This is a genomic window from Streptomyces sp. NPDC046881, from assembly GCF_040645015.1.
Lineage (GTDB): Bacteria > Actinomycetota > Actinomycetes > Streptomycetales > Streptomycetaceae > Streptomyces.
Genome location: NZ_JBEYXJ010000007.1, coordinates 123,214 through 139,135 on the forward strand (window position 1 = coordinate 123,214; position 15,922 = coordinate 139,135).

General features: G+C 73.4%; 19 protein-coding genes and 1 pseudogene. 6 read left to right on the plus strand and 14 right to left on the minus strand.

The window, feature by feature from the left end:
• Positions 1-11 precede the first annotated feature (11 nt).
• Complete coding sequence (gene hisI / locus ABZ923_RS06190) at positions 12-413, minus strand: phosphoribosyl-AMP cyclohydrolase (protein WP_361467450.1); 402 nt, start codon at positions 411-413, stop codon at positions 12-14.
• Positions 414-490: 77 nt separating this feature from the next.
• Here hisI and ABZ923_RS06195 point away from each other — a divergent pair, with 77 nt between their 5' ends.
• Together ABZ923_RS06195 and ABZ923_RS06200 are read left to right on the plus strand one after the other, a co-directional pair.
• A complete protein-coding gene (locus ABZ923_RS06195; RefSeq protein WP_361467453.1) occupies positions 491-1,126 on the plus strand; it encodes a TIGR03085 family metal-binding protein in 636 nt (211 codons plus the stop codon).
• 12 nt (positions 1,127-1,138) lie between these two features.
• Positions 1,139-1,537, plus strand: a complete 399-nt coding sequence (locus ABZ923_RS06200) for a VOC family protein (protein WP_361467455.1) — start codon at positions 1,139-1,141, stop codon at positions 1,535-1,537.
• 7 nt (positions 1,538-1,544) lie between these two features.
• Here the strand turns inward: ABZ923_RS06200 and ABZ923_RS06205 are convergent, their stop codons facing one another.
• The 9 genes from ABZ923_RS06205 to hisD form a co-directional block, all read right to left on the minus strand.
• Positions 1,545-2,783, minus strand: coding sequence for an MFS transporter (locus tag ABZ923_RS06205; protein WP_361467457.1), 1,239 nt, complete (start codon positions 2,781-2,783; stop codon positions 1,545-1,547).
• An 82-nt stretch (positions 2,784-2,865) separates the two neighbouring features.
• Positions 2,866-3,621, minus strand: a complete 756-nt coding sequence (hisF, locus tag ABZ923_RS06210; protein ID WP_361467459.1) for an imidazole glycerol phosphate synthase subunit HisF — start codon at positions 3,619-3,621, stop codon at positions 2,866-2,868.
• A 6-nt stretch (positions 3,622-3,627) separates the two neighbouring features.
• Complete coding sequence (locus ABZ923_RS06215; protein WP_361467462.1) at positions 3,628-4,020, minus strand: RidA family protein; 393 nt, start codon at positions 4,018-4,020, stop codon at positions 3,628-3,630.
• 16 nt (positions 4,021-4,036) lie between these two features.
• Positions 4,037-4,759 carry a bifunctional 1-(5-phosphoribosyl)-5-((5-phosphoribosylamino)methylideneamino)imidazole-4-carboxamide isomerase/phosphoribosylanthranilate isomerase PriA gene (gene priA, locus ABZ923_RS06220; protein ID WP_361467465.1) on the minus strand — a complete coding sequence of 241 codons (723 nt, stop codon included), beginning with the start codon at positions 4,757-4,759 and terminating at the stop codon, positions 4,037-4,039.
• 3 nt (positions 4,760-4,762) lie between these two features.
• Positions 4,763-5,407 carry an imidazole glycerol phosphate synthase subunit HisH gene (gene hisH / locus ABZ923_RS06225; protein WP_361467468.1) on the minus strand — a complete coding sequence of 215 codons (645 nt, stop codon included), beginning with the start codon at positions 5,405-5,407 and terminating at the stop codon, positions 4,763-4,765.
• A complete protein-coding gene (locus ABZ923_RS06230) occupies positions 5,398-5,562 on the minus strand; it encodes a hypothetical protein (protein ID WP_361467470.1) in 165 nt (54 codons plus the stop codon). The genes hisH and ABZ923_RS06230 overlap by 10 nt, the downstream gene beginning before the upstream one ends.
• 3 nt (positions 5,563-5,565) lie before the next feature.
• Positions 5,566-6,159 (minus strand): imidazoleglycerol-phosphate dehydratase HisB, encoded by a 594-nt coding sequence (hisB, locus tag ABZ923_RS06235; protein ID WP_361467473.1) that lies wholly within the window; start codon positions 6,157-6,159, stop codon positions 5,566-5,568.
• Positions 6,160-6,162: 3 nt separating this feature from the next.
• Entirely contained in the window at positions 6,163-7,269 is a 1,107-nt protein-coding gene (locus ABZ923_RS06240) for a histidinol-phosphate transaminase (RefSeq protein ID WP_361467476.1), read from the minus strand.
• On the minus strand, positions 7,266-8,591 hold the full coding sequence (gene hisD, locus ABZ923_RS06245; RefSeq protein WP_361467479.1) for a histidinol dehydrogenase: 1,326 nt from the start codon (positions 8,589-8,591) through the stop codon (positions 7,266-7,268). The genes ABZ923_RS06240 and hisD overlap by 4 nt, the downstream gene beginning before the upstream one ends.
• 199 nt (positions 8,592-8,790) lie before the next feature.
• On the opposite strand from hisD, the gene ABZ923_RS06250 reads away from it, so the two are divergent.
• From ABZ923_RS06250 to ybaK, 4 genes are all read left to right on the plus strand, one after another.
• Positions 8,791-10,368 carry an oxidoreductase gene (locus tag ABZ923_RS06250; RefSeq protein WP_361467482.1) on the plus strand — a complete coding sequence of 526 codons (1,578 nt, stop codon included), beginning with the start codon at positions 8,791-8,793 and terminating at the stop codon, positions 10,366-10,368.
• A gap of 173 nt (positions 10,369-10,541) precedes the next feature.
• On the plus strand, positions 10,542-11,594 hold the full coding sequence (locus ABZ923_RS06255) for a hypothetical protein (protein ID WP_361467485.1): 1,053 nt from the start codon (positions 10,542-10,544) through the stop codon (positions 11,592-11,594).
• Positions 11,595-11,605: 11 nt separating this feature from the next.
• Entirely contained in the window at positions 11,606-12,346 is a 741-nt protein-coding gene (locus tag ABZ923_RS06260; protein WP_361467488.1) for an LON peptidase substrate-binding domain-containing protein, read from the plus strand.
• Between the two features lie 18 nt (positions 12,347-12,364).
• A complete protein-coding gene (gene ybaK / locus ABZ923_RS06265) occupies positions 12,365-12,868 on the plus strand; it encodes a Cys-tRNA(Pro) deacylase (RefSeq protein ID WP_361467490.1) in 504 nt (167 codons plus the stop codon).
• A gap of 25 nt (positions 12,869-12,893) precedes the next feature.
• Here the strand turns inward: ybaK and ABZ923_RS06270 are convergent, their stop codons facing one another.
• From ABZ923_RS06270 to ABZ923_RS06285, 4 genes and pseudogenes are all read right to left on the minus strand, one after another.
• A complete protein-coding gene (locus ABZ923_RS06270; protein WP_361467493.1) occupies positions 12,894-13,526 on the minus strand; it encodes an AAA family ATPase in 633 nt (210 codons plus the stop codon).
• A gap of 34 nt (positions 13,527-13,560) precedes the next feature.
• Complete coding sequence (locus ABZ923_RS06275; protein WP_361467496.1) at positions 13,561-14,382, minus strand: ABC transporter permease; 822 nt, start codon at positions 14,380-14,382, stop codon at positions 13,561-13,563.
• An 82-nt stretch (positions 14,383-14,464) separates the two neighbouring features.
• A complete protein-coding gene (locus tag ABZ923_RS06280; protein ID WP_361467499.1) occupies positions 14,465-15,478 on the minus strand; it encodes an ABC transporter ATP-binding protein in 1,014 nt (337 codons plus the stop codon).
• A gap of 58 nt (positions 15,479-15,536) precedes the next feature.
• Positions 15,537-15,922, minus strand: a pseudogene (locus ABZ923_RS06285) (NYN domain-containing protein); the annotation flags it as partial.

Here is a 15,922-nt window from a genome sequence, read left to right on the forward strand (position 1 = left end):
GGCCGCTGACCTTACTGACCGGAGCCGGGGGCGGCGGAACCGGCGTCCTTGAGCAGCACGTCCTCGTCGAAGCAGGTGCGCGCGCCGGTGTGGCAGGCGGCGCCCTCCTGGTCGACCCGGACCAGCAGGGTGTCGGCGTCGCAGTCCAGCGCGACCGACTTGACCCACTGGACGTGGCCGGAGGTGTCGCCCTTGACCCAGTACTCCCGGCGGCTGCGGGACCAGTAGGTGCAGCGGCCGGTGGTCAGCGTCCGGTGCAGCGCCTCGTCGTCCATCCAGCCGAGCATGAGCACCTCGCCGGTGTCGTACTGCTGGGCGATGGCGGGGACGAGCCCGTCGGCGCTGCGCTTGAGCCGCGCGGCGATCTCCGGGTCGAGGCTGCTGGGCCGGGGGCTGCCGGTCGTACTGGTCATAGGTGCCATTGTGCCGCGCGGCACCGACAGCGCGGCCGTGACGTCCATTGTGCGGACCTTGGTCGTAGGCTGGCAGCATGTCGACCTTCGCCAAGCGTGAACGGCTTCTTCTCGCCGACCTCTTGGAAACCGTCGGTCCGGACGCCGAGACCCTCTGCGAGGGCTGGCGGACCCGGGACCTGGCCGCGCACGTGATCGTCCGCGAGCGCCGGCCGGACGCGGCCGGGGGCACGCTGATCAAGCAGCTCGCGCCGCGCCTGGAGAAGGTGATGGCCGAGTACGCCGCGAAGCCGTACGAGGAGCTGATCCAGCTGATCCGTACCGGCCCGCCGCGGTTCTCGCCCTTCCAGCTCAAGCAGGTCGACGAGGCCGCCAACATCGTGGAGTTCTACGTCCACACGGAGGACGTCCGCCGCGCCCAGCCGGACTGGACACCGCGCGAGCTGGACCCGGTCTTCCAGGACACGCTGTGGGCCCGGCTGGAGCGGATGGCGCGGCTCATGGGCCGGGGCGTCCCGACGGGGCTGGTGCTGCGCCGGCCGGACGGGCAGACGGCGGTGGCGCACCGGGGCACCCCGGTGGTGACGGTGACCGGTGAGCCGTCGGAGCTGCTGATGTTCGCCTACGGCCGGCAGAACGCGGCCAGGGTGGACCTGGACGGCGACGCCGAGGCGATCGACCGGCTGCACGAGTCCCGGCAGCTGGGCATCTGAGAGGGCCGGCCCGTGATCAAGGTGGCGATGACCAGCGTGTTCGTGGACGACGTGGCGACGGCGCACGCCTTCTACACCGACGTCCTGGGCTTCGAGACCCGCACCCACATGGACCTGGGCGACGGCACCCTGTTCGTGACGGTCGGCGCGCCGGACGGGGCCCAGCCGGATCTCCAGCTGCTGCTGGAGCCCGGCCAGGGTCCGATCGCGGAGCCGTACCGCCGGGCGCTGTACGAGGCGGGGCTGCCGTGCATCGTCTTCTCCGTGGACGACCTCCGGGCCGAGTACGAGCGGCTGAGCGGCCTCGGGGTCCGCTTCACGCATCCGCCGCAGGAGCAGGGACCGATGCTGGCGGCCGTGTTCGACGACTCGGTGGGCAATCTCGTGCAGCTGGTCCAGCCCCACGGGTGAGGCCCGGTCAGCCGGGGAGTTCGGCGCGGCGCAGGCCCGGTACGGCGAGGGCGACGACCCCGCCGAGGCCGCAGACGGCGGCGCTGACGACGTACACCGGGCCGAGCCCCCAGGTCCCGATCGCGGCGGCGGCGAGCGGCAGGCTGAGCGGGGTGAGGCCGAGGCTGACCAGGCTGGAGACGGAGGTGACCCGGCCGAGGTAGGCGGGGTCGGCCTGGGTCTGGAGCAGGGCGCCGCACAGGGCGCCGCTCAGGCCGGTGAGCAGGCCGACGACCACGGCCGTGGCGACGGCGGCCGGGAGGGCCGGGACGTGGGCGAGGGCGCCGATGGCCACCGAGCCGGCGAGGATGGCGTACCCGGCGAGCAGTCCGGCCCGGGGCAGCCGGCCCCGGACGGCGAGCAGCAGCGAGGCGGCTGCCGCGCCGGCCGCGAACCCGGCCAGCACCCAGCCCATCCCGGAGGCGCCCCAGCCGCGCCGGTCGGCGAGCAGGGTGAGTCCGACGTTCAGGGGGCCGACGAAACCCAGGTCGCCGAGGGCGATGGCGAGCATCAGCGGGCCGAGGACCCGGTGCCGCCGGACGTACCGCAGGCCGGCCGCGAGGTCGCTCCGGGCGGTCCGAGGCGCGCGGGGGGTGTCGTCCCGCGGCAGCTCCCGTACGCGTACGGAGACCAGCAGCGGCACCGAGACGGCGATGAGCGCCCCGGCGAGGGCGAAGGCGGCCGGAGCGCCGCCGAGGGCCACGCCGAGGCCGCCGAGCGGGGCGCCCACGACGCTCGCGCAGCGGAGGGCGAGGCCGCGCATGCCCTGGACGCGGGCGAGCTGGTCCTCGCCGGTGATCCTGGGCGGCAGGGCGCCCACGGCGGGCATGAACACGGCGTCGACGGCGCCGAAGACCACCGCCAGCAGGGCGAGCGGCCACAGGCCGGGGCTGGTGAGGAACAGCAACGCGGCCACGGCGAGGACGGCGCCGCACCGCACGGCGTCACTGCCGATCACGACGCGCCTCGGCCCCAGCCGGTCGGCGATCACGCCCCCGCCGAGCATCAGCAGGGCCCTGGGGAGCGCACTCGCCGCCATCACGAGCCCGGCCTGCGCGGGCGTACCGGCCTGTACGGCCCCCCAGGACAGGGCGAGGTAGTAGACGCTGTCCCCCAGCATCGAGGCGGTGTAGGCCCCGAGCCAGCGCAGGACGTTCGGGTCCCGATGGGCCTGCATGCTCGCCGGCGGCACCACCGTGGCGGTCATCGAAGCACCTTGCGCAGTTTTTCTTTCGGGTTCGTCGACAGGAGAGGCCCCGGCCGCTCGGCCGGGGCCTCGTAAGGCTGTTCTAGCGGACGGGGTGGCCCGCCTCGCGGAGGGTCTGCTTCACCTCGCCGATCCTCAGGTCGCCGAAGTGGAAGACCGACGCGGCCAGGACCGCGTCCGCGCCGGCCTCGATGGCCGGGGGGAAGTCGGTGAGCCTGCCGGCGCCGCCGGAGGCGATCACCGGGACCGTGACGTGCTTGCGGACCGCGGCGATCATCTCCAGGTCGTAGCCGTCCTTCGTGCCGTCCGCGTCCATGGAGTTCAGCAGGATCTCCCCCGCGCCCAGCTCGGCCGCCCGGTGCGCCCACTCCACCGCGTCGATGCCGGTGCCGCGCCGGCCGCCGTGGGTGGTGACCTCGAAGGTGCCCTCAGGAGTGCGGCGGGCGTCCACCGACAGCACCAGGACCTGGCGGCCGAAGCGCTCGGCGATCTCGCGGATCAGGTCGGGGCGGGCGATCGCGGCGGTGTTCACGCCCACCTTGTCGGCGCCCGCCCGCAGCAGCCTGTCCACGTCCTCGGCCGTGCGGACGCCGCCGCCCACGGTCAGCGGGATGAACACCTGCTCGGCGGTGCGGCGCACCACGTCGTACGTCGTCTCCCGGTTGCCGGAGGACGCGGTGATGTCCAGGAACGTCAGCTCGTCGGCGCCCTCGGCGTCGTACACCTTGGCCATCTCGACGGGGTCGCCCGCGTCGCGCAGGTTCTGGAAGTTGACGCCCTTGACGACCCGGCCGTTGTCCACGTCCAGGCAGGGGATGACTCGGACCGCCAGGGTCATGACTGCTCAGGCTCCTCTGAAAGCTTCTAGTTCCACTTCGACCAGGATCCGCGGATCGACGAATCCCTCCACGACCAGCAGGGTCGAGACCGGGCGCACGGAGTCGAACAGCTCCTTGTGGGCCCGGCCGACGGCGTCCACGTCCCGCACATGGGTGAGGTACATCCGCGTGCGGATCACGGATCCGATGCCGAGGCCGAACTCCCCGAGCGCCTCGACGGCGCTGGTGAAGGCCACCTTGGCCTGCTCGTACGGGTCGCCCTCGCCGTACAGCACGGTGCCCTTGAAGGACGTCGTGCCCGCCACCAGCACCCGGTCGCCCGCCGCCACGGCGCGTGCGAACCCGAAACTCTCTTCCCAGGGACTTCCGCTGTGCACGCGCCGTACGGCATCGCTCATGACACTGTGTCCGATTTCAAGACGTAGCCTCCAAGGCCTCTTCCAGGGTGAACGCCTTCGCGTAGAGGGCCTTCCCGACGATGGCGCCCTCGACACCGAGGGGCACCAGGCCGGCGATGGCGCGCAGGTCGTCGAGCGACGACACGCCGCCCGACGCCACGACCGGGCGGTCCGTCGCCGCGCACACGTTCCTCAGCAGCTCCAGGTTCGGGCCCTGGAGCGTGCCGTCCTTGGCGATGTCGGTGACGACGTAGCGGGCGCAGCCCTCCTTGTTCAGGCGCTCCAGCGTCTCGTACAGGTCGCCGCCGTCGCGGGTCCAGCCGCGGCCGCGCAGGGTGGTGCCGCGTACGTCCAGGCCGACGGCGATCTTGTCGCCGTGCTCGGCGATGACCTTGGCGACCCACTCGGGTGTCTCCAGGGCGGCCGTGCCGAGGTTGACCCGGGTGCAGCCGGTGGCGAGGGCCGCGGCGAGGGTGTCGTCGTCGCGGATGCCGCCGGACAGCTCCACCTTGATGTCCATGGCCTTGGCGACCTCGGCGATCAGCGCACGGTTGTCGCCGGTGCCGAACGCGGCGTCCAGGTCGACCAGGTGCAGCCACTCGGCGCCGGAGCGCTGCCAGGCGAGGGCGGCCTCCAGCGGGGAGCCGTAGGAGGTCTCGGTCCCGGACTCGCCGTGCACGAGGCGGACGGCCTGGCCGTCGCGGACGTCGACGGCGGGGAGGAGTTCGAGCTTGGCCATGGTCTACAGGGTTCCGATCCAGTTGGTGAGGAGCTGGGCACCGGCGTCGCCGGACTTCTCGGGGTGGAACTGGGTGGCCCACAGGGCGCCGTTCTCCACGGCGGCCACGAACGGCTTGCCGTGCGTCGTCCAGGTGACCTTGGGGGCCTCGATCACCGGGTTGTTCGACTCCAGGCGCCACTCGTGGACGGCGTAGGAGTGCACGAAGTAGAAGCGGGCGTCGGCGTCCAGGCCGGCGAACAGCTGCGAGCCGGCGGGGGCGTCGACGGTGTTCCACCCCATGTGGGGCACGACGTCGGCCTGGAGCGGTTCGACCGTGCCGGGCCACTCGTCCAGGCCCTCGGCCTCCACGCCGTGCTCGATGCCGCGCGCGAAGAGGATCTGCATGCCGACGCAGATGCCCATGACCGGGCGGCCGCCGGACAGCCGGCGGTCCACGACCCAGTCGCCGCGGGCGGCGCGCAGGCCCTGCATGCAGGCGGCGAACGCGCCGACGCCCGGCACCAGCAGACCGTCGGCGTTCATCGCCCTGTCGAAGTCGCGCGTGATCTCCACGTCGGCGCCGACGCGCGCGAGGGCCCGCTCGGCGGACCGCACGTTGCCGAAGCCGTAGTCGAAGACGACGACCTTCTTGGTGCTCAATTCCACACCTCCAGCCGCATGACGCCCGCCACCAGGCACAGGCCCGCGCCGATCGAGAGCAGCACGATCAGGCTGGTGGGCATCTTCTGCTTGACGAAGGAGATGATGCCGCCGACCAGGAAGAGGCCGACGACGATCAGGATGGTCGACAGACCGGTCATGGGTTACAGCGCGCCCTTCGTCGACGGGAGGATGCCGGCCGCGCGCGGGTCGCGCTCGGAGGCGTACCTGAGGGCCCGGGCCAGCGCCTTGAACTGGCACTCCACGATGTGGTGCGCGTTGCGGCCGTAGGGCACGTGCACGTGCAGCGCGATCTGCGCCTGGGCGACGAAGGACTCCAGGATGTGCCGGGTCATCGTCGTGTCGTACTCGCCGATCATCGGCGCCATCTTCTCGGGCTCGGTGTGCACGAGGTAGGGGCGGCCGGACAGGTCGACGGTGACCTGGGCGAGGGACTCGTCCAGCGGGACCGTGCAGTTGCCGAAGCGGTAGATGCCCACCTTGTCGCCGAGCGCCTGCTTGAAGGCGGCGCCGAGCGCGAGGGCGGTGTCCTCGATGGTGTGGTGGGAGTCGATGTGCAGGTCGCCGTCGGTCTTCACGGTCAGGTCGAACAGACCGTGCCGGCCGAGCTGGTCGAGCATGTGGTCGTAGAAGCCGACGCCGGTGGCGATGTCGGTCTTCCCGGTGCCGTCGAGGTCTATCTCGACCAGCACCGACGTCTCCTTGGTGGTGCGCTCCACGCGTCCTGTGCGGCTCATGCGTTACAGCTCCTTCTTCAACTCACGGACCGCGTCGAGGAACGCGTCGTTCTCCTCCGGGGTGCCGGCGGTCACCCGCAGCCATCCCGGTACGCCGTTGTCCCGGACCAGCACGCCCCGGTCGAGGATCTTCCGCCAGGCCTCGTGGGCGCTGGCGAACCGGCCGAACTGCACGAAGTTCGCGTCGGACTCGGTGACCTCGTAGCCCGTCGCGCGCAGCTCGGCGACCAGCCGGTCCCGCTCGGCCTTCAGCTGCTGCACGTACCCCAGCAGCGTGTCGGTGTGCTCCAGGGCGGCCAGGGCGGTGGCCTGGGTGATCGCCGACAGGTGGTACGGCAGCCGGACCAGCTGGACGGCGTCCACGACGGCCGGGTGCGCGGCCAGGTAGCCGAGGCGCAGGCCGGCGGCGCCGAACGCCTTGGACATGGTCCGGGAGATCACCAGGTGCGGGCGGCCCTCGATGAGGGGCAGCAGCGACTCGCCGTGGCTGAACTCGATGTACGCCTCGTCCACGATCACCATGGACGGCTTGGCCGCCTGCGCGGCCTCGTACAGCGCGAGCACCGTCTCCGGCGGCACGGCGTTGCCGGTGGGGTTGTTGGGGGTGGTGACGAAGACGACGTCCGGCTTGTGCTCGGCGATGGCCCGCAGGGCCGCGTCGAGGTCGATCGTGAAGTCCTCGTTCCGGGGACCGGAGATCCAGCCGGTGCCGGTGCCGCGCGCGATGAGCGCGTGCATCGAGTACGACGGCTCGAACCCGATCGCCGTACGGCCCGGTCCGCCGAAGGTCTGCAGCAGCTGCTGGATGACCTCGTTGGAGCCGTTGGCGGCCCACACGTTCTCGATGCCGAGCGGGTGGTTGCCGGTCTTCGTCAGGTACTTGGCCAGCTCGGTGCGCAGCTGGACCGCGTCCCGGTCCGGGTAGCGGTTCAGGGTCCGGGCGGCCTCCCGCACCCGCTCCGCGATCCGCTCGACCAGCGGCTCGGGCAGCGGGTAGGGGTTCTCGTTGGTGTTCAGCCGTACGGGGACGTCCAGCTGGGGCGCGCCGTAGGGGGACTTGCCACGCAGCTCGTCCCGTACGGGAAGATCGTCGATCCGCACGTCGCTCACTTGCTCTCGGGTACCTTCCAGCCGAACCTCGCCTTGACCGCCGCGCCGTGCGCGGGCAGGTCCTCCGCCTCCGCCAGCGTCACCACGTGGTGGGCGACCTCGGCGAGCGCGTCCCGGGTGTAGTCCACGATGTGGATGCCGCGCAGGAAGGACTGGACGGACAGGCCCGAGGAGTGGCAGGCGCAGCCGCCGGTGGGCAGGACGTGGTTGGAGCCCGCCGCGTAGTCGCCGAGCGAGACGGGGGCCCAGGGGCCGATGAAGATCGCGCCCGCGTTCTTCACCCGGTCGGCCACGGCGGCCGCGTCGGCGGTCTGGATCTCCAGGTGCTCGGCGCCGTACGCGTCGACCACCCGCAGGCCCTCCTCGACGCCGTCCACGAGGACGATCGCGGACTGCTTGCCCTTGAGCGCCGGCACGATCCGGTCGTCGATGTGCTTGGTGGCCGCGACCTGCGGCTCCAGCTCCTTCTCCACCGCCTCCGCCAGCTCGACGGAGTCGGTGACCAGGACGGCGGCCGCGAGCGGGTCGTGCTCGGCCTGGCTGATCAGGTCGGAGGCGACGTGCACCGGGTCGGCGCCCGCGTCGGCGAGGATCGCGATCTCGGTCGGGCCGGCCTCGGCGTCGATGCCGATCTTGCCGGTGAAGTAGCGCTTGGCGGCGGCGACCCAGATGTTGCCGGGGCCGGTGACCATGTTGGCGGGCGGGCAGGACTCGGTGCCGTAGGCGAACATCGCGACGGCGGTGGCGCCGCCCGCCGCGTACACCTCGTCCACGCCGAGCAGGGCGCAGGCGGCCAGGATCGTCGGGTGCGGCAGGCCGCCGAACTCGGCCTGGGCCGGTGAGGCGAGCGCGATGGACGCGACGCCGGCCTCCTGGGCCGGGACCACGTTCATGACCACGGAGGACGGGTACACCGAGCGGCCGCCCGGCGCGTACAGGCCGACGCGCTCGACCGGCACCCACTTCTCGGTCACCGAGCCGCCGGGCACCACCTGGGTGGTGTGCGTCGTACGGCGCTGCGCGCGGTGGACCAGCCGGGCGCGGCGGATGGACTCCTCCAGGGCCGCCCGCACCGCCGGGTCGAGGCCCGTGAGCGCGTCGGTGAGCGCCTGGGCCGGCACACGGACGGTTTCCAGCCGTACTCCGTCGAATTTCTCGGCGAAGTCGATCAGCGCCGCGTCGCCACGATGATGCACGGCCTCGCAGATCGGACGCACCTTCTCCAGGGCGGCCTGAACGTCGAAGTCGGCTCGGGGCAGCAGGTCGCGCAGGGCGGGGCCCTCGGGAAGGGCGTCGCCGCGCAGATCGATTCGGGAAATCACAGTCCCAATTCTCTCAGACCGCCGTCGGGAGCCGTCCGCGCGTATCAATGGCTGATACAGAACGTGGGCCAAAGGCTGGTACATAGGCTGGCCGGAACCCGGAAGATCCCCTTTACGCCTGGTGTTCCGGGGGTCACGCAGCGGGCATGAACGGCTGTACGAAAACCACTGAAAACCACTGAAGAGGGAGAGGAGAGCGGTGACCGAGGGGGCCGGCATCCGCACCGGGGACCTGCCGGACGACCTGACCGCGACCGAGGCGGGCATGTGGCAGGCCTTCCGCAACGGCAGCGTGTACGACCTGAGCAGCGGGGACGCCACGGTGGACGATCCGCACGGCAGCCATCCGTGGGGCCCCGAGCGGACCGTGCGCGCCCGCATCGTGTGCTGGCTGCTGCTGGACGGCCCGCCGGCGCTCGCGGGCCGGGTGTCCGCGCTGAAGCTCGTCGGCGTGCGGATCACCGGCGCGCTGGACCTGGCGGGCGGCCAGGTCACGCCGTACGTGGAGCTGACCGGCTGCCGCTTCGACGAGGAGGTCCGGCTGCCGGAGGCGCGGTTCACGACCGTGCGCCTGGCGGACTGCTCGGTGCCGCGCCTGGAGGCGGCCCGCGTGCACACCGAGGGCGATCTGCACCTGCCGCGCTGCCGGTTCCGCAGCGGGGTCCGGCTGACGGACGCGCACATCGGCACCGACCTGCTGCTCAACCAGGCGATCGTGCACCGCGACCGCAGCGGCCGGTCGATCGCGGCGGACGGGATGACCGTGGGCCAGGACCTGCAGGCGGAGCTGCTGGAGGCGCACGGCGAGTTCAGCCTGCGCGGCGCCCAGATCGGCGTCTCGCTCAGCCTGCGCGGCGCGAAGCTCGCCAACCCCTACGCCCGCTTCGCCCTGAACGCCCCCCAGCTGACGGTCGAGCGCACCCTGTACCTGACCCCGGCCGGCGTGGGCAGTGCGCTGCTGAGCGGCACCACACCCGCGCGCGGGACGCGTATCCAGCGCTTCGAGTGCCGGGGCGGGGTGCGTCTGGACGACGGGCGGTTCGGGGACGCCGTCGACCTGGAGCGGGCCCGGTTCACCTTCACCGACGACCAGGAGCTGTCCCTGCGCCGGGTGCAGACGCCGGAGCTGCGCTTCCTCGGGGACAAGCCGCAGCGCGGCAAGGTGGTGCTGTCCGGCGCGCGGATCGTGAACCTGGTGGACCGCGCGAGCAGCTGGCCGGAGGCGGGCAGTCTGCACATGGGCGGGTTCGCCTACGAGAACCTGGTGCCGCAGGGCCCGTTCCCGCTGACCCAGCGCCTGGACTGGGTGGCGGCGGCCACCGCCGAGTACGCGCCGGAGCCGTACGAGCGGCTGGCCGCGGTGCTGCGCGCCGCCGGGGAGGACGAGGACGCGCGCGAGGTGCTGCTGGCCAAGCAGCGCCGGCGGCGCGAGACGCTGCCGCCGGCCGCCAAGGTCTGGGGGTTCGTGCAGGACTGGGTGGTGGCCTACGGCTACCGGCCGGGCCGGGCCGCGGTGTGGATGGCGGTGCTGTGGGCGGCGGGCACGCTCGCGTTCGCGCACGCCGACCACCCGCCGCTGAACTCCGGCGGCCATCCGGCGTGGAGCCCGGCGCTGTTCACGCTGGACCTGCTGCTGCCGGTGATCGACCTGGGCCAGGCCGGCCAGTGGCAGCTGCGCGGCGGCTGGCAGTGGCTGGCGGCCGTGATGATCCTGCTCGGCTGGATCCTGGCGACGACGGTGGCGGCGGGCGCGACCCGGCTGCTGCGCCGGAGCTGACCGCACACGTGCACAGCCGGCACCGGGTCCCCACGAGGTGCGGCCCGTGTTCACGAGGTGCACGGACGCACACAATTTGAACATTCACCCTTTACCGGCCCTTGACCTTCCGGCGTACAACTTTCCATGACTTGACCAGTCCCTCTGGCGCGGCCCCGACCTGCGGACTTTCAATGGTCGACACCATGGCTCTGCTGCCCTCGTTCATCCGCCCCACCCGGATGACCAAACGCTCCGCGCGCCCGGCCGCCCGACCGCCGGCCGGGGACGAGGCCGTGCTCGACGCGCCCGACGACCGCCTCTCGCCCGCGCTGGTCGCGGCCGCCCGGGGCGAGTACGCCGCCGCGGCCGGCCTGCTCGCCGCCACCCGCGCCGCCGCCGAGTGGGAGAACCGGGACCGGTACGTACGGCGCCTGGCCGCCTTCGCCCGCTCCCGCCCCGAGTGGTACGAGCAGTGGCGCGCCGCCGCCCCGGACCACCCCGGCGCACGGCTGGTCGGGGCCCAGCTGGCGGTGGACCGCGCCTGGCCCTCGCCGGCCCGCGCCGAGCTGCTGCGCGAGGCCAGCCCGCTGATCACCGCCGCCGCCCGCGCCGACGACCGCGACCCGGTGCCCTGGCGGATCGCGCTCGACCACGCGCGCGGCTCACAGGCCGGGCACCGCTACTTCGAGGAGTTGTGGGAGGCCGCCGTACGGCGTGCCCCGCACCACTACGGCTGCCATGTGGCCGCCCTGCGCTACCTGGCCACCTTCTGGCACGGCTCGCACCGCGAGTGCTTCGACTTCGCCGACCGGGCCGCCCAGGACGCCCCGGCCGGCTCGCTCGTCCAGGCGCTGCCCGCCCGGGCCGCCTTCGGCTACCTCACCGACGGCTGCGGGCCCGAGGTGCCGCGGGCCCGGCTGGACGCGGCGGCCGACCGCGCGATCGCGCTCTCCGGCCACTTCCCGGCGGCCGACCCGTGGCCCGCCGAGGTCCGCAACAAGCTGCTGTACGTCCTGCTGCGGCTGGACCGCTGGGAGGACGCCCGCGCCCAGCTGCGCCTGATCGGCCCGTACGCCACGTCCTTCCCCTGGGACCGGTTCTCGGACGACCCGCTCGGTCACTTCCTGCGCCTGCGCGAGCACCTGGAGACGGCGGGCCCGCGGCCCGCCCCGGCCGGGCTGCTGACGGCGTCCCCGGACCCCCTCGACGGCCACGGCGGACACGCCTGCGCCGGGGACCACTAGGCTGGGGCGCCGTGACCACCGTCCGTCTCCCCCTCTTCCCACTGAACTCGGTGCTGTTCCCGGGGCTCGTGCTGCCGCTGAACGTCTTCGAGGAGCGTTATCGCGCCATGATGCGCGAGCTGCTGAAGACCCCCGAGGACGAATCGCGCCGGTTCGCCGTCGTCGCCATCCGTGACGGCCACGAGGTCGCGCCGAGCGCCCCGGGCATGCCGGATCCCACGGCCGAGCCCGAACGGGGCCCGGCCGCCGGCTTCGGCCCCGACCCGCTCAAGGCCTTCCACGGGGTGGGCTGTGTGGCGGACGCGGCCACCGTCCGGGAGCGGTCCGACGGCACGTTCGAGGTGCTGGCCACGGGCACGACCCGGGTCCGCCTGCTGTCCGTGGACGCGTCCGGGCCGTTCCTGACCGCGGAGCTGGAGGAGCTGCCGGAGGAGCCCGGGGACGAGGCCGGCGCGCTGGCCGAGGGCGTCCTGCGCTCCTTCCGCCAGTACCAGAAGCGGCTCGCCGGTGCCCGCGAGCGCTCGCTGTCCGCCGGCACCGAGCTGCCGGACGACCCGAGCGTGGTGTCGTACCTGGTGGCCGCCGCGATGGTGCACGACACGCCGACCAAGCAACGGCTGCTCCAGGCCCCGGACACCGCGTCCCGGCTGCGGGACGAACTGAAACTCCTTCGCGCGGAGACGGCCATCATCCGTAATCTGCCGTCGTTGCCCATGTTCGAGCTGACGCGGACGCCGACGAGTCTGAACTGAGGGAAGCCCGACAACCTGATGGCGAAGAAGCCGAAGAAGCAGCAGCAGTCCGGGGGCACGCCCGCGACGGTCGCCCTGACGGCGGCGGGCGTGGATTTCACGGTCCACGCCTACGACCACGACCCGTCCCACCCCTCGTACGGCGAGGAGGCGGCGGAGGCGATGGGCGTCTCCCCCGAGCGCGTCTTCAAGACCCTGGTGGCCGACGTGGACGGCTCCCTGGTGGTCGGCGTGGTCCCGGTGGCCGGCTCCCTGGACCTGAAGGCCCTGGCCGCGGCGGTGGGCGGCAAGCGGGCGGCCATGGCCGACCCGGCCCTCGCCGAACGCACCACGGGCTACGTCCGCGGCGGCATCTCCCCCCTCGGCCAGCGCAAGAAGCTCCGCACGGTCCTGGACGACTCGGCCGGGGCCCACCCGACGATCTGCGTCTCGGCGGGCCGGCGGGGGCTGGAGGTGGAGCTGGCACCGGGGGACCTGGCGAAGCTGACGGAGGCGGTCCTGGCCCCGATCGGGCGGGGCTGACGCGGGCGTCCTTTCGCCCCGCCCGTCAGTCGACCGGCACCTCGGGGTCCCGGGGCCCGAACAGCGCGGTCAGTCCGAGGTGCGCCAGCAGTCCGGCCAGCGGCCAGGCCAGCAACGCCCCCTTGGCCGACAGCCTCAGCGGCGCCGAGAACGTCACGCCCTTGCCCACGGCCCGCGCGTGCGCGAGCACGTCGGACTCGGGACCGAGCCACACCCCGAGCCGCCAGGCCAGCAAGGATCCCAGCAGCCCGCCGAGCCCCAGCGCCACCACCAGCGGCACACCCCCGCGCCGCCGCAGCAGGAACACCACGACCGCGCTGACCAGGCCGAAGGCGAGCCCCAGCAGGATGAACGTTCCGTCCACCCCGACCGCCTGCTCCCCCTCGGTGTCCTTGACGTAGACGACCCAGTTGTTGTCGATCCGGTCCGCGACCAGCGGCACGTGCGGCGCCAGCCACCACCACAGCAGCCCGAGCAGCACCCCGCTCAGCGCCACCGCGACCGTGGTCACGGCGGCCTCCCGCAGTTCCGTCTTCATCCCGGGGCCGTCCTGTTCGTACGCGCCCGCGCCCGGACCCCCGGCGGGCGGCGGAGCCTGCCGGACCTGGTGCGCGGAGTTGTCGTGCGGCGGCGGAGGCGGAGTCAGCGGTGCGGTCACCTGAATATCGTGCCAGGTCGTGCTGTGCGCCGCGTCACCGGACGGCGGCCCTGCGGTACGCCCAGGTCGCCGCCGCCAGCGAGACCACCCCGACACCCGCGCACACTCCCAGGTCAGCGAGGACCACGGCCCAGTCGGGGTGTGCCCCGAACGTCCGCGCGTACGCCTCGACGCCGTACGTGGACGGCAGCAGATCACGGGCCAGCCGTACCGCCTCCGGCATCCGGTCGGCCGGCAGCACTCCCAGCAGCAGCGCCGCCGACATGCCCAGCTGCCCGAGCAGGGTGGCCAGCTCCGGCCGGGGCGCGAGCAGCCCGCACGCGGCGCCGAGCCCGGCCAGCGCGGCCCCGGCGAGCGGGATGACGGCCACCAGGATCCACAGGTTGGTCAGCGGCAGCCCGAAGAGCGCACAGCCGAACACGGCGGTCACCAGGGTCCCCGGCACGGTGAAGGAGGCGTACGCCGCCGCCGCGCCCAGCACCACGGCCGCCGGCGGCACCGGCAGCGTGGCGTAGTGGTCGAGTCCGCCGCTGGCCCGCAGCTGCCCGAAGTACTGCGACAGCAGGTTCAGCGCGACGTAGGCGACGACCAGCACGGAGGAACCGGCCACCACGGACTGCGCCTCGTGGCCGCTGTCGACGACACCGCGCATCATCACGGCGATGCCCACGGACTGGAAGGTCGCCACGAACAGCAGCGGGATCCGCGCCACCCGGGCCCGGGACAGCTGCGCCCGGTAGACGGCCACCAGCGACGGCCACAGCCGCACGGGCGGCCCCAGCTCGGCCGCGCCGGGCGCCGTGCCCGGCACGGCCCGGGCGCCGCCCGGCACAACCTCGGCGGGTACGACACTCACGACGAGCTGCTCCTCTTCCCTGCGGCGGTCGCGTTCCCCACGGCAGTCGCGCAGATCCATACGCATTCCGCGGCCGGTGCGCTCACGCCCTCACCAGCCCCTGCCGGGCCGCGCCGCCCAGCGCCAGGTAGACGTCCTCCAGGCTGGGCGTGGCGAGCGTGAAGTCGTCCAGGGCGGCGAACGCGGCCCCGCCGGTCACGGTGGCGACGACGGCGCGGGCCTCCTCGGGCGCGAGCCGGAGCGTCCAGCGCCGGCCGGACTCCGCGGCCCGCTCGCGCAGCACGGCGACCTCGGGCACCTCAAGCGGCGCCCGCTCCCGCCACACCAGCTCCACCCGCACCTCGCCGGCGACCTGCGCCTTGAGCCCGGCCGGGGTGTCGCAGGCGATGACCCGGCCCTGGTCGAGCACGGCGACCCGGTCCAGGACCGTCTCGGCCTCGATGACGTTGTGGGTGACCAGCAGCACGGTCGTCCCGTGCTCGGCCCGCCGCCGGTCCACGGCCGCCCAGACCGCCCGCCGGGCCACCGGGTCCATGCCGGTGGTCGGCTCGTCCAGCACGAGCAGCGGCCGCCGGCCGACGAGGGCGGCGGCGAAGCAGGCGAGCCGCCGCTGCCCGCCGGACAGCTTCTTGAGCGCCCGCCCGGCGATCGGGGTCAGCCCCAGCTCCTCCAGGACGGCGTCCCGCTCGGCGCGCGCCCGCCGGACGTCCAGACCGCGCAGGCGTCCGGTGGTCTCGGCGGCGAGGGAGACGGTCAGCTCGTCCAGGGCGGTGGACTCCTGGCCCAGGTAGGCGAGGAGCCGGGCGGCCCGCTCGGGGTGCCGCACGATGTCGTGGCCGAGGATCTCGACGCTGCCGCTGTCCGGCCGCAGCAGGCCGGTGACCTGCCGTACGAGGGTGGACTTGCCGGCGCCGTTCGGGCCGAGCAGCCCGAAGATCTCACCGCGCCGCACGTCCAGCTCGACGCCGTCGGTGGCCCGCACCTCGGGGGTGCCCGGGGTGCCCCGGCGGCCCCGGACGGCCGGGTAGGTCTTGCCGAGCCCGCGCACGCGTACGACCTCGTCGTACCGAAGTGCCTGTCCCGCGCGCGTACTCACAAGGGACGAGGGTACGGGGTCGGGGGCCTTTACTCGCCTTTGGGGGCGGGTGGGGGCTTCAGTCGGCGGCGGACGCCTGCTGCTCGGCCGTCGCCGGTACGTCGAACTCCCGCCAGAACCCCGCCCGAATGGCGTAACGGTCGTGCTCGTCGATCTGGTCGTCCTTGTGCGCGAGCAGCCCGAACCGTGCCGCGTACCGCAGCAGCTCGCCGTCGATCCGGTGCGGGATGCGCGGGTACATCTGCGCCAGCCGCTGCAGATGGCTCTGGTCGCCGAGCCGGGACATCCAACGGCGGGCGAAGACCTGTCCCACCTCGTACGGGTCGCCGCCGACGGTGGTGATGTCCTCCTCCCGGTCGGCCCACCGCTGCTCGGCGGTGGTGAGCTGGGCCAGCGTCGGCATGGAGGCGGCCTCGGGGGGCTCGGCGACCACGCCCGGCCGGT